Origin of the sequence: Polynucleobacter sp. 71A-WALBACH, assembly GCF_018882365.1 — a bacterium.
Classification (GTDB): domain Bacteria; phylum Pseudomonadota; class Gammaproteobacteria; order Burkholderiales; family Burkholderiaceae; genus Polynucleobacter.
The window spans coordinates 70,831-84,279 of record NZ_JACVOP010000003.1 but is presented as its reverse complement, the minus strand read 5'-3'; the positions used below and the strand labels follow the sequence as shown (position 1 = coordinate 84,279).

General features: G+C 46.9%; 11 protein-coding genes. 2 read left to right on the top strand and 9 right to left on the bottom strand.

What is annotated here, in order from left to right; genetic code table 11:
• Positions 1-45: 45 nt before the first annotated feature.
• Positions 46-549, bottom strand: coding sequence for a 2-C-methyl-D-erythritol 2,4-cyclodiphosphate synthase (ispF, locus tag ICN42_RS09675; protein WP_216253952.1), 504 nt, complete (start codon positions 547-549; stop codon positions 46-48).
• Between the two features lie 30 nt (positions 550-579).
• Positions 580-1,335, bottom strand: coding sequence for a 2-C-methyl-D-erythritol 4-phosphate cytidylyltransferase (gene ispD, locus ICN42_RS09670; RefSeq protein ID WP_216253949.1), 756 nt, complete (start codon positions 1,333-1,335; stop codon positions 580-582).
• A 23-nt stretch (positions 1,336-1,358) separates the two neighbouring features.
• Here ispD and mfd point away from each other — a divergent pair, with 23 nt between their 5' ends.
• The gene (gene mfd, locus ICN42_RS09665; protein WP_216253947.1) at positions 1,359-4,901 is read left to right on the top strand and encodes a transcription-repair coupling factor; all 3,543 of its coding nucleotides are present in this window, start codon (positions 1,359-1,361) and stop codon (positions 4,899-4,901) included.
• Between the two features lie 17 nt (positions 4,902-4,918).
• Entirely contained in the window at positions 4,919-5,806 is an 888-nt protein-coding gene (gene serB / locus ICN42_RS09660; protein WP_216253945.1) for a phosphoserine phosphatase SerB, read from the top strand.
• 39 nt (positions 5,807-5,845) lie between these two features.
• Here serB and ICN42_RS09655 read toward each other — a convergent pair whose 3' ends face one another.
• From ICN42_RS09655 to ICN42_RS09625, 7 genes are all read right to left on the bottom strand, one after another.
• The gene (locus ICN42_RS09655; protein ID WP_216253943.1) at positions 5,846-7,030 is read right to left on the bottom strand and encodes an acetyl-CoA C-acyltransferase family protein; all 1,185 of its coding nucleotides are present in this window, start codon (positions 7,028-7,030) and stop codon (positions 5,846-5,848) included.
• 79 nt (positions 7,031-7,109) lie between these two features.
• Positions 7,110-8,468 (bottom strand): 30S ribosomal protein S12 methylthiotransferase RimO, encoded by a 1,359-nt coding sequence (gene rimO / locus ICN42_RS09650; protein ID WP_216253940.1) that lies wholly within the window; start codon positions 8,466-8,468, stop codon positions 7,110-7,112.
• 2 nt (positions 8,469-8,470) lie between these two features.
• On the bottom strand, positions 8,471-9,031 hold the full coding sequence (gene phaR, locus ICN42_RS09645) for a polyhydroxyalkanoate synthesis repressor PhaR (RefSeq protein WP_216253937.1): 561 nt from the start codon (positions 9,029-9,031) through the stop codon (positions 8,471-8,473).
• Between the two features lie 116 nt (positions 9,032-9,147).
• Positions 9,148-9,888, bottom strand: a complete 741-nt coding sequence (locus ICN42_RS09640) for a 3-ketoacyl-ACP reductase (protein ID WP_216253934.1) — start codon at positions 9,886-9,888, stop codon at positions 9,148-9,150.
• Positions 9,889-9,907: 19 nt separating this feature from the next.
• Complete coding sequence (phaC, locus tag ICN42_RS09635; RefSeq protein WP_216253931.1) at positions 9,908-11,542, bottom strand: class I poly(R)-hydroxyalkanoic acid synthase; 1,635 nt, start codon at positions 11,540-11,542, stop codon at positions 9,908-9,910.
• A 102-nt stretch (positions 11,543-11,644) separates the two neighbouring features.
• Positions 11,645-12,424 carry a peptidoglycan editing factor PgeF gene (gene pgeF, locus ICN42_RS09630; RefSeq protein ID WP_216253927.1) on the bottom strand — a complete coding sequence of 260 codons (780 nt, stop codon included), beginning with the start codon at positions 12,422-12,424 and terminating at the stop codon, positions 11,645-11,647.
• A complete protein-coding gene (locus ICN42_RS09625; protein ID WP_216253925.1) occupies positions 12,408-13,448 on the bottom strand; it encodes an RluA family pseudouridine synthase in 1,041 nt (346 codons plus the stop codon). Before ICN42_RS09625 ends, pgeF begins: the two co-directional genes overlap by 17 nt.
• Position 13,449 lies beyond the last annotated feature (1 nt).

Below are 13,449 nucleotides of genomic sequence, written 5' to 3'. Positions count from 1 at the left end.
TCTAAAGACCGTAATTCTACAATGCTTGGCGGTTTTAGAGGATATTTAGGCCTTGTAGAGCAAAGCTACCGAATGAACCGCGATCCCCTCGCCTCTTCCTAGGTGCCCAAGAGATTCATTGGTTTTGGCTTTGAGGTTGACATGGCTTGGCGTAACAGCCAAATCTGCTGCAATATTGCGAACCATTTCGGGCAAAAAAGTGGCCAATTTAGGCTTTTGACAAATAATCGTTGCATCGACATTGCCGACCTGAAATCCAGCGGCTTGGATTTTTTGCAGGGCGGCCCTAAGCAAAATTCGGCTATCCATATCCTTGAACTGGGGATCTGTGTCAGGAAATAACTGCCCAATATCATTTAAACCAGCGGCACCAAGCAATGCATCAGTTAAGGCATGTAATAAGGCATCGGCATCTGAATGCCCTAATAAGCCTTTTTCATTGGGGACATGCACTCCGCCCAAGATGAGCTTGCGGCCTCCAACCAAGGCGTGAACGTCATAACCTTGACCAATGCGAAATTGAGGGATGTATGGAGTATTTTGGGTCATGAAGTTATCGATATATTTTCTTAGGGCTTACTAAGTAGATGCCTGCAGTATGGTTTGCATCAGCTCCCAATCCGCTGGGTGCGTTACTTTGAAGTTACGTGTCGCACCTTCGATTAACAATGGGCTGGATCCAGAGAGCTCCATAGCGCTGGCCTCATCCGTGATGTCTGCCTCAAGCCGAATACCCTCATCAATAGCATCATGTAGCCGCTTTAAGCTAAACATCTGAGGAGTTTGAGCCTGCCAAAGGTGATCTCGAGAAATCGTCTTGATCGCTCGATTAGGGTTACCAGCAATAGCTGAGCTAGCATCTGCCATCTTTAAAGTATCGGCCAAAGGCATCGCCAAAAGACCGCCTTGGTCTGTTTGGGTCACTACATTAATGAGTTTTTGAATGAGCTCAGGGGAGATTCCGGGTCGAGCCGCATCATGAACCAAGACCCAATCATTCTCGGGAACGCCCGCCTTTAGCATAGCTGCCAAGGTGTTTCTGACGGTTTCTTGACGCGTTGGACCACCACTGGGCAAGAATTGGACCAAGGAAGATTTACTGGAAAGGCTGCCCAATATAGAGTTATCAATAAAACTAGGGCTTACACCAACCCAAATAGAGGCAATCTCTGGAGTTTGGATAAATGCATCTAATGCATAAGCCAGCATAGGCTTACCCGCCAGTTCCTGAAACTGCTTTGGCAATGCCCCACCAAGTCTAGAGCCTGTACCAGCCGTAGGTAACAAAGCATGGCAACTGGCCAAGGACTGCGAAGTTTGAATTCCAGAGTGCATACCTGATTCTATAATGAGGCTCGATGTCTGATGCATTAAAACTAGCACCCCCCATACCTGCACCGCGGGCTGGGCAGCGCTTTACCTTTTCAGGCTTGATTGGCTCATCTGATGCCGCATTAATTGCCCAATCCGCCCTTCGCTACCGCTCTGAATTCTCCGTCATGGTCATTTTCTGCGCACAGGCACAGGAAGCGCAGCGTCTTTTGGAAGAAATTCCAGCTTTTGCACCGCAACTCAAAACACGCCTATTGCCTGACTGGGAAATTCTTCCGTATGACCATTTTTCACCACACCAAGATTTAGTTTCAGAGCGCCTAGCGACCCTGTATGAATTGCTAAACGGTAGCTGCGATATTGTTTTGGTCCCGATTACTACCGCGCTACAAAGACTGGGCCCACCCAACTTCCTATCTGGCCACACCTTCTTTTTTAGGCAAGGCGACAAACTCAACGAAGCAGCGCTCAAACTTCAACTACAACAGGCTGGTTATGATCCCGTAAGTGCTGTGATGCGACCTGGTGAATACAGCATTCGCGGTGGCTTAATTGATTTATTTCCAATGGGTTCTAGCCTGCCTTATCGCTTGGATCTATTCGGTGATGAGATAGAGCAAATCAGGGCTTTTGATCCAGATACTCAGCGCAGCCTCTACCCGGTTAAAGAAGTCAGACTGCTACCAGGGCATGAATTTCCATTTGATGATGCTTCACGCACTGCCTTCCGTGGCAGGTGGCGTGAAGTATTTGAGGGTGACCCAACACGTTGCTCGATTTATAAAGATGCCAACCTCGGCATCCCTAGTGCCGGTATTGAATCCTATCTACCCCTCTTTTTTGAAGAGTCGTCCACTGTATTTGATTATTTCCCGCGCTCAGGTGATCCCGTCTGGATTGTCAGTATTGGCGATGTCGAAGAGTCCATTAAAAGTTTTTGGAAAGATACGCTCTCAAGATATGAATTCTTAAAGCATGATCTTGATCGCCCTATTCTTCCGCCACCGGAGTTATTTCTCGATGTAGATGAATTCTTTACCGCAGCCAAACCCAATGCACGATTGGTGTTGGATAAAGAAACCAAAGAGACTCCACAATTTTTAGCGGTCCCAGATCTTGCTGTTCATCGTCGTGATGCGGATCCAATCAATCGACTGCGCGCTTTAGTCTCACAAGAAAAAGTACGAGTTCTTATTTGCAGCGATAGCAACGGCCGTAAAGAATCAATCCGCCAGCTCTTTGAAGAAAGCAATTCAGTTGCCGGGCAAAATGGCAAACCACTCTACCCATTAAAGCCAGAAGGCTTTGAAGGCATTGCTGATTTCATTAAGAGTGATTCGCTATTCGGCTTAGTTACAGCGCAACTCTTTAATGGCTTTACCTGGCCAGCTGAAAATCTCATCGTCGTAACAGAGGCCGAGCTCTTTACAACTACCGCTCGCCAACGCCGTAAGGGTAAAGAGAGTGAGAGCGCTGATCCGGATATGCTCTTCAAAGATTTATCTGAGCTCAAGATTGGTGACCCTGTCGTGCATTCTGATCACGGGATTGGTCGTTACCAAGGTTTGGTTCTGCTGAATTTAGCACCACCCAAAGAAGAGCCCATTTTTGAAGAGTTCCTTCACTTGGTCTACGCCAAAGATGCGACCTTGTATGTGCCCGTGCAACAACTGCAAATGGTGACACGTTATGCAGGATCTGATCCTGACTCCGCACCATTACACCAGCTGGGTTCAGGACAGTGGGATAAAGCAAGACGTAAAGCAGCTCAACAAATTCGGGATACCGCTGCTGAGCTATTGAATCTGTATGCAGCAAGAGCCATTCGCAAAGGCCATGCCTTTGAATTCTCGGCCCATGACTATGCTGCTTTCGCAGAAAGCTTTGGGTTTGAAGAAACGCCCGATCAAGCCAATGCGATCGCCGCAGTGATTGGCGATATGACTAGCGGCACGCCGATGGATCGACTAGTCTGTGGCGATGTGGGTTTTGGTAAAACTGAGGTAGCTTTACGCGCCAGCTTTGTCGCTGTGATGGGTGGCAAGCAAGTGGCCATCCTAGCACCAACCACTCTACTCGCTGAACAGCATGTAGCTACTTGGAAAGATCGCTTTGCAGATTGGCCTGTTCGCATTGTTGAGCTATCCCGCTTTAAAACTACTAAAGAAATTAATGCTGCACTAGAAGCGATTGCTAAAGGTGAGGCTGACATCATCATTGGCACACATAAGCTGCTATCAAAAGAAACCCAGTTCGCCAACTTAGGTTTAGTGATTGTTGATGAAGAGCATCGCTTTGGCGTTCGTCAAAAGGATGCGCTCAAGGCATTGCGTGCTGAGGTCGATATTCTGACCTTAACTGCTACGCCAATTCCAAGAACACTGGGAATGGCAATGGAAGGCTTACGTGAGTTTTCTATCATCGCCACAGCGCCTCAGAAACGCTTAGCTATCAAAACCTTTGTGCGGCGTGAAGGTGATGGCGTTATTCGTGAGGCAGTACTGCGTGAGATTAAACGTGGCGGACAAGTCTACTTCCTGCATAACGAAGTTGAAACCATTCAAAACCGCAAACATGCCTTACAAGAACTGATCCCAGAGGCAAGCATTAGCGTAGCCCATGGTCAGATGCATGAGCGCGAACTTGAATCTGTCATGCGTGAGTTTGTGACCCAACGCACCAATATCTTGTTATGCACCACCATTATTGAAACGGGTATTGACGTCCCTACTGCCAATACCATCATCATGCATCGCGCGGATAAGTTTGGCTTAGCGCAGTTGCATCAATTACGTGGACGTGTTGGACGGTCACACCACCAGGCCTATGCCTACTTGCTCGTTCCGGATCCTGAGGCACTCAGCAAGCAGGCTCAATTGCGTTTAAATGCAATTCAGGCTATGGAAGAGTTGGGCTCTGGTTTTTATTTGGCAATGCATGATTTAGAAATCCGCGGAGCTGGCGAAGTCCTTGGCGATAAACAGTCCGGTGAGATCCATGAAATTGGATTCCAGCTCTATACCGAGATGCTCAACCGCGCAGTCAAATCCTTACGTAGCGGCAAGGAGCCTGACCTCCTATCACCACTGCAGGCAACTACGGATGTCAATTTGGGCGTGCCAGCCCTCTTCCCAAATGATTATTGCCCTGATGTCCATGAGCGACTCTCAATGTACAAGCGTTTTGCCGGGACAAATGACTTCTCCGAATTAATGGGCTTGCGTGAAGAGTTAGTTGATCGCTATGGTGATCTGCCAGATCAAGCTAAATCACTTTATGAAACCCATCGCTTACGCCTAGAGATGGCCGGCTTTGGGATTAAAAAAATTGACGCCACTCCAGCATCAATTCAGATTCAATTTATCCCCAATCCACCAATTGACCCGATGAAGATTATTCAATTGATCCAGTCTTCAAAGTATATCCAGCTCAATGGGCAGGATAAATTGAAAATTCTCCCGCAGAAAGAAAAAGATTTTGAGAGGCTGGAACAACGTCTAGACCATATCCGCAAAATACTGAGAAGTCTTAATGAGTCTGCCATGCTCAATTCTGTTCAAGCCAATTAAATACCTACTGCTCATATATGCCAAAGCACCTTACACTTGTTGCCCTAGCTAATGCCCCAATCCCTGCAGAATTAAATACTGCATTGATTGAACATGCAAAAGTCTTGGGCCTCGAATTAACCCCACTCTTAAAGTCCTCACATTCAAAATACTTCAGCGCTCGCTGGAGTTGTCCGCACGTTTTAATGCCTGAAGCTAGAGTAGCTATGCGCGATATTGCCGCTGCGCACGATGCGGATTTGGCCTTTCTTTCTCCGGGATTTAAAGCGGATGAAGTAAAGGTATTGGCCATGGATATGGATTCCACCCTGATCAATATTGAGTGCATCGATGAGATTGCAGACTTCACTGGTAAAAAGGCAGCTGTTTCAGAAATTACTGAGGCCACGATGCGTGGAGAGATCAAAGACTTTAAAGAAAGCTTGCGCAGACGAGTAGCACTTTTAGCCGGTGTTTCTGCTAATGTCTTGGACTCGGTCTACCAAGAGCGTTTACGCCCTAATCCTGGCGCTATTGAATTACTAGCAGGAGCTAATGCTAAAGGGCTTTATACCCTCCTGGTTTCTGGTGGATTCACCTTCTTCACAGAAAAGCTACAACAAGAGCTAGGCTTTAAACAAGCCCAGGCCAACACCCTAGAAATTATTGACGGCAAGCTGACGGGTAAAGTGATAGGCGATATCGTGGATGGCGCAGCGAAGGCCGCCTACTTGGAGCAAGCCTGTACTCTCATGAATTGTCAGAAGAAGAATGCCATCACCATGGGTGATGGATCAAACGATCTGCCAATGATGCATAGCTCTGGCATTAGCATTGCTTATAAAGCAAAGCCGATCGTTAAAGAAAAAGCCGACGCGGCTTTTGACCGAGTCGGCTTGGATGCTGCTTTACTGCTAATCGCCTAACTTAGATCAAGTTTGGCTTTAGCAGTAACCGAGTGCTGATTAGAGGCGCTCGAAAATCGTAGCGATACCTTGTCCACCACCAATACACATCGTAACCAAAGCATATTTACCTTGAACACGATGTAATTCATGGATTGCTTTAGTAGCAATTGCAGCACCAGAGCAACCGATTGGGTGGCCTAGTGCAATGGCTCCACCATTCACGTTAGTTTTGGCTGGATCTAAACCCAACCCTTTAGTGACTGCCAATGCCTGAGCAGCGAATGCCTCATTAGATTCAATCACATCAATTTGATCCAACTTCAGACCTGCGCGCTCAAGAGCGATCTTCGTTGCAGGAATTGGGCCTTCACCCATGATGTGGTTAGGCACACCAGCAATAGCATAAGAAACTAAACGCGCAATTGGCTTGTGACCAGCTTTTTTGGCAGCCTCAGCCTCAGCCAGAACGAAGAATGCAGCACCATCATTGATGCCAGATGCATTACCAGCAGTAACACTGCCGCCTTCTTTCTTGAAGACACCCTTCATCTTCGCTAAAGTTTCCATCGTGGTTTCTGGCTTGCAATGCTCGTCTGTATCAAACACTACATCACCCTTGCGAGTTTTGATGGTGATGGGAACGATTTGAGATTTGAAGCGACCTTCTTTGATAGCGTGCGCTGCGCGACGATGAGACTCAACCGCTAAAGCATCCTGCTCTTCACGAGTGAACTTCCATTTTTCTACTAAGTTCTCAGCAGTAACGCCCATATGGCCAACGCCAAATGGATCAGTTAATACCGAGACCATCAAGTCCAACATTTTAGTGTCGCCCATGCGAGCACCGCTACGCATTGCTGGAGAGCCGTACATACCACGAGACATCACTTCAACACCACCGCCAATGCCGTAGTCACAGTCACCCAACATAATGGCTTGAGAGGTAGTAACAATCGCTTGCAAGCCTGAGCTACACAAACGATTCAAGGCCATCGCAACAGACTCCATTGGCAGGCCAGCCTGAATAGAGGCTACACGAGCAACGTAGGCATATCGACTATCCGTAGGAATGGTATTACCTACAGTAACGTAATTAATTAAGGCTGGATCGACTCCAGAGCGCGCAACCGCCTCTTTCATCACGATACCGCCGAGCTCGCATGGCTCAAGGCTGCTTAGTGATCCATTGAATGTACCAATTGCAGAACGTACAGCACTTAAAACGACGACATCACGACTCATATCAATCCCCTTTACGGTACCTATATAGGCAAAATAATGACCCCAACGACAGGCCAAAACACTATTTTTATTCTAATAGTCAAGTTTCGGCTATTAGGTCATGCCCTTGGGAGCTAATCACCGTTACCTTGATGATTTCACCAGCACGGAAGCGTTTGGATGGCTTGCTTGGGGGCAAAACCCTCACCAAACCATCAATTTCAGGGGCATCGCCGATAGTTCTGCCAATTCCACCTGAATCGTCTACCCGATCAATAATGACTTGAATACGCCTGCCTATTTTTTTAGCAAGTCGTTTTGTCGAGATTTCCTCGGCCTTGGCCATAAAACGAGCACGGCGCTCTTCACGTATCGCATCCGGCACTGGATTCTCTAAGGCGTTGGCAGTAGCGCCATCAACTGGTGAATAGGCAAAACAACCTGCACGATCAATTTGGGCCTCATCCAGGAAATTCAAAAGATATTGAAATTCTTCTTCGGTCTCGCCTGGGAAGCCCGCAATGAAGGTGCTGCGAACGACTAAGTCTGGACAAGCGGTACGCCATGCCTGAATACGCTCTAAATTCTTTTCTCCGCTAGCGGGGCGCTTCATACGCTTCAAAACATCTGGATGCGCATGTTGCAAAGGAATGTCTAAGTAAGGCAATACGCCATAACCATGCTCGGAAAACTCAGCCATTAAAGGCAAGACATCATCTACATGCGGATAGGGATAAACATAATGCAGACGAACCCATGCTTGATGCTCCCTCGCAATTTGGTTTAAGGCATTCACCAGATCAAACATCCGCGTCTTCACGGGCTTGCCATCCCAGAAACCAGTGCGATATTGAATATCAACACCATAGGCACTCGTATCCTGCGACACGACTAATAACTCTTTTACGCCAGACTCAAATAACTTTTTGGCTTCTAACAATACTTCGCCAATCGGGCGTGAGACAAGATCACCACGCATGCTTGGAATAATGCAGAAAGTACAGCGATGATTGCATCCCTCGGATATCTTCAGGTAGGCATAGTGCTTAGGCGTGAGCTTGACGCCAATAGGTGGCAGCAAATCTGTAAAAGGATCATGAGGCTTTGGAAGATGCAGATGAATCGCCTGCATAACCTCTTGTGTAGCGTGTGGGCCAGTAACTGCAAGGACTTTAGGGTGAATGCTCTGAATCAGATCGGTACCGTCAGCATTTTTTCGAGCACCCAAACAACCCGTAACAATCACTTTGCCATTTTCGGACAGGGCCTCACCAATTGCCGCAAGACTTTCCTCAACCGCGGAATCAATAAACCCACAAGTATTCACAATCACGAGATCAGCACCAGAATAATCTTTGGCAGTCTCGTAGCCTTCAGCACTCAATTGGGTGAGGATGAGCTCAGAATCAACCAGAGCCTTAGGGCAACCTAAGGAAACAAAACCAACTTTCCCCGCCACAACTATTCTTTTTCTGTCGGGTTAGGTTGACCTGGAAATGGGAAACCACTGAATATCGTTGGGGAGCTTTGCATTTGCTCTTGCATCTTTACAAACAGATCTTTGCTTTGTTCTAGATAGTTACCCATCAAGCCCTGCATCAAGGGGTTTTGAAGATTCATCATCTTGGCCCATGCCTCAGGTGTGCTACCCGCACCTAGGCCTTGCGTTTGATCGCCCAACTTATTGTGAATATCCACAAACGACTGCATTGTTTTTTCAAGGTAGCTACCCATCAAACCTTGCATAGAGTTGCCGTAGAAGCGAATGATTTGAGAAAGCATTTGAGTTGAAAAAACCGGGGCGCCACCAGCCTCTTCTTCCAAAATAATTTGTAGCAAGATATTACGAGTCAAATCATCTTCAGTTTTTGCATCTACAACGCTAAAAGCATCGCCGGCCATCACTAAATTTTTGATGTCTACCAGCGTGACATAGGTGCTGGTTTGGGTGTCATATAAACGACGATTGGGGTACTTCTTGATCAAGCGGCTATCGCCGGCTTTTTTAGAACGTGTGGCCATGTAATTTTTTCCTAACTCTCGGTACCGCAATGCAACATCGGCATAGTTTATCCCTAGTTTGACCTAAAGGTAAATATGCCGATGAGCACACATCTAAAACTGCATTTTTGGCAGCTTTAACCGGTATGAATACCGCCATTCAAGGAAAAGTCTGCTCCAGTCGCGTAACCGCCATCATCAGAGGCAATCCAGCAGCAAATTGAGGCAATTTCCTCTGGGGTACCAAGACGCTTGACCGGAATACCGGCCACAATCTTCTCGAGAACGTCCTCACGAATGGCTTTAACCATATCCGTGCCGATGTAACCAGGAGAAACCGTATTCACAGTCACACCTTTAGAAGCCAGCTCTTGTGACAAGGCCATCGTGAAACCATGCAGACCCGCCTTTGCAGTGGAATAGTTAGACTGACCAAATTGGCCTTTTTGACCGTTTACGGAAGAAATATTGATAATGCGACCCCAGCCGTTATCAGCCATGCCATCAACCACTTGCTTTGTGACATTGAACAAGGAGTTCAGGTTGGTATCAATCACTGCTTTCCACTGATCTGGGGTCATTTTGCGGAATACGCTGTCTTTAGTAATACCAGCGTTATTCACCAACACATCGACACGCCCTACTTCAGCTTTGACCTTATCAAAGGCCGCAACTGTGCTGTCCCAGTCAGAAACGTTGCCTTCAGAGGCGATAAAGTCATAACCCAAGGCTTTTTGTTCGCCAATCCAGCGATCTTTACGCGGGGAATTCGGACCACAACCAGCGATCACTTTGAAGCCATCTTTGGCGAGACGTTGACAAATAGCGGTACCGATTCCACCCATACCACCAGTTACATATGCAATCTTTTGAGACATGATTTCCCCTTTTTGAAAATTATTTAACAGCAACTGATACTTTTTCTTTCACGTACTTACCAGGCGCTGCTTCTAGTTTTTTGTACCGTGCATTACCAAACGTTTTGCTGGCTTTAATTTTCTTGCCACCAAATTGCTCCAACCATTTTGCGTAGTTAGGCCACCAACTACCTTTGATGTCTTTTGCGGCAGCTAACCACTCATCCGCAGTCTTAGCCAATTTATTGTTTTCAAAATAATGACGCTTATTTTTTGCTGGTGGATTGATTACGCCAGCAATATGCCCTGATGCACCCAAGACAAAACGATTCTTACCTTTGAGGATATGGGTCGACTCATAAGCAGATTTCCAGGGCACGATGTGATCATCATGCGAAGCGTAGATATAAGCTGGTACAGTAATCTTACTTAAATCGACTTTTTCACCACAAACTGTCAGCTTGCCTGGTTTGATTAATTCATTTTGCAAATAGGTGTGACGCAGATACCAGCAATACATTGGGCCAGGTAGATTCGTTGAGTCGCCATTCCAATACAGCAAATCAAATGGTGGTGGCGAATTACCCTTTAAGTAGTTCTCGACAACATAGTTCCACACCAAATCATTTGGACGTAAGAAAGAGAATGTGTTGCCCAGATCTAAACCGGACATCATTCCAAAATGACCCCCCTCGCCGCCAATCGTACTTTCACGTAACTTGACCATACCCTCATCAATAAAGACATCGAGGATGCCGGTATCACTGAAATCCAATAGGGTTGTGAGCAAGGTTAAGCTGGCAACATAATCTTTTTTGCGGGCTGCCAATACAGCTAGAGCTGTGGAAGTTAAGGTTCCCCCAACACAGAAACCAAGTACGTTAATTTGATCTGTACCGCCAATATCTTTTGCAACTTCAATTGCCTTAATGACACCCTCACCTACATAGTCGTCCCAGGTAATTTTGGACATTGAGGCATCCGGGTTTTTCCAGGAAACTAAGAAAACAGTATGGCCCTGCTCAACCATGTAGCGGACTACTGAGTTGTCTGGTTGCAAATCTAATATGTAGTATTTATTAATGCAAGGTGGCACCATTAAATAAGGGCGCTCATAGACCGTATCGGTCAATGGTGTGTACTGAATCAGCTCAAAGAGATCATTACGAAACACCACCTGACCTTCAGTTGTGGCAATGTTCTTGCCAACCTCGAAAGCACTTTCGTCGGTCTGAGAAACTTTGCCCTTTTTCATATCGCTTAATAAATTGACGATACCGTTCTGAATAGACTGGCCTTGTGAGCTAATGATATTTTCAAGAACTTCTGGATTGGTTGCGATAAAGTTTGATGGCGATAAAGCGTCAATCATTTGTTCCGTAGTGAACAAAATTTTGGTCTTGGTTTTTTCATCGGCCTCGACCGCTTTGGCAAGCGCAAGCAAGTGCTTAGAGTTCAGCAAATAGGTTGCGGCAATCATCTTGCTCCAAGAGGAATGCCAGGCCTTGCCGGAGAAGCGACGATCTTTTACTTCGATAGCCTCTGGATTGGTTGCAAGGTGAGCGAACTCCGCAAAGTATTCTTTTTGAATTTCTGCCAAACGCTCTGGTGGAATTAAAGCCATGTGGTGTGGAGCCAAAGATGGCGCTACACCTGTATTCATACCTGCAAACATAATGATCTCGTAAAGTTATTGCGACCATTCTGCATCTATAAGGCTGGAAGGGTTATACGCACTAACCCTAGCCCTAGAGCTAAGCTAGTAATAACCCCAAGATTAGGTCAACTCAGAAATCCAAATAAGGGAAGCAAAACGCCCCGTTTTTTTATCTCTTCGATATGAAAAGAAATTCTCTGAATCATTGAAGGTGCAAAATTCACCGCCATCAATTTGCTCAATACCCAATGACCGAAGTCGCTCCTGGGCAAGTAGATATAGGTTAGCCAAATATTTACCAGGGCGTTGATTAATTGGCTTAAACGCTTGCTCCAAAACAGATTGGCTGTGTGCAGAAAAAGCTTGCAGCACGTCTTCACCAACCTCAAATTTGCTTGGCCCAATAGCTGGACCCATCCAAACCTGAATGTCGCGAGGGCTGAGGCCTGGAGATAAAGCGAGCATTTCTTTAACAGTATTTTCGAGCACACCACCGCTTAGGCCGCGCCAGCCAGCATGAGCTGCCCCGATGACATTCCCGTCTCTGCTTGCTAACAATACCGGCATGCAATCTGCAGTCAAAATAGCAAGTACTTCATTTGGAATATTGCTTACGGAGGCGTCCGCCTCAACTACCCCGCCAACTAAAGACGCCCTTGAGGATGGGGTACTGACGCCAACTCCATGAATCTGTTTGAGCCAGATTGGTTCGTTGGGAAGATTAGATCTTACGATGCTGCGATTTTGTAGAACATCCGCAGAGTCATCCTCAGCATTCAGCCCTAGATTGAGGGTGGCAAATGGTGTTTTACTAACTCCACCTTCCCGAGTTGTGCAAAAAGCATTAATTTGCCGAGGTACAAGCCAGTTTGGGTCAATCTTTTTAATTGCGTTGATCATTTTTAATGGATGCCATTAATGCCTCTTCCTTAGGCAGATCTGCTTCAGTCATTCCCACTAAGGGGAGTAGTTCAATTAAATCTTGCGGGGGCAATCTGAACCAAGTCATCACTTCCTGTGTTGCTGGGTGCTGCAAGCTCAGAGCATAGGCATGAAGAGCTTGGCGACCAAAAGGGAGTGATTTAGCTACTCCTGGCGTTCTTTTGCGGTAAACCGGATCACCCAAAAGAGGAAAACCCAAGGATTCCAAATGAACGCGAATTTGATGAGTTCGGCCCGTCTCTAGCCGACACTCCAACAAAGCAACTGGACTTCCATCAAAAGCACCTTTAGCTAAGCGGCGAAATAACGTAGCCGCAGGCTTACCTTGAGCAGAGCCAGCCGCCATTTTGAGGCGATCACGTTGATCACGGCCCACAGTCGCCAAGACCTTACCCTGTGACGGGGCATCACCCCATACCCAGGAAAGGTAACGTCGCCCCACGGTCCGCTCCTGCAACTGCCTCACCAAAGCCGTTTGAGCTAAGTCAGTTCTAGCTACCACCATTAACCCAGATGTGTCTTTATCTAGGCGGTGTACTATCCCCGCCCTTGGAAGCTGTTTGAGCTCCGGAAAGCGATATAACAGGCCGTTTAACAAGGTGCCCGTCCAATTACCAGCGGCTGGGTGAACTACAAGCCCTGCTGGCTTGTTGACTACAATAATCGTCTCATCCTCATAAACAACGTCCAAAGGGATGTCTTCGGGGGCAAAAGCAAATTGCTCGGGCATTTCTTGTGGAAAGACTTTAATACTCTCGCTCCCACGGAGTAAATGACGGATTTTGGTGACTTTTCCATCTACCGTGACCGCCCCAGCCTCAACCCAAGCCTGAAGCCGATTGCGGGAGTAATCAGGCAAAGCCCCGCCAAGAAACTTGTCCAAGCGCTCTCCACTGACCTCGGGGGGAACTTCTAGAGTGATGAAGTCCTCATCATCGATATAATCAATGGGATTCGAATCGGGAGTATGCGGCAATGCCACG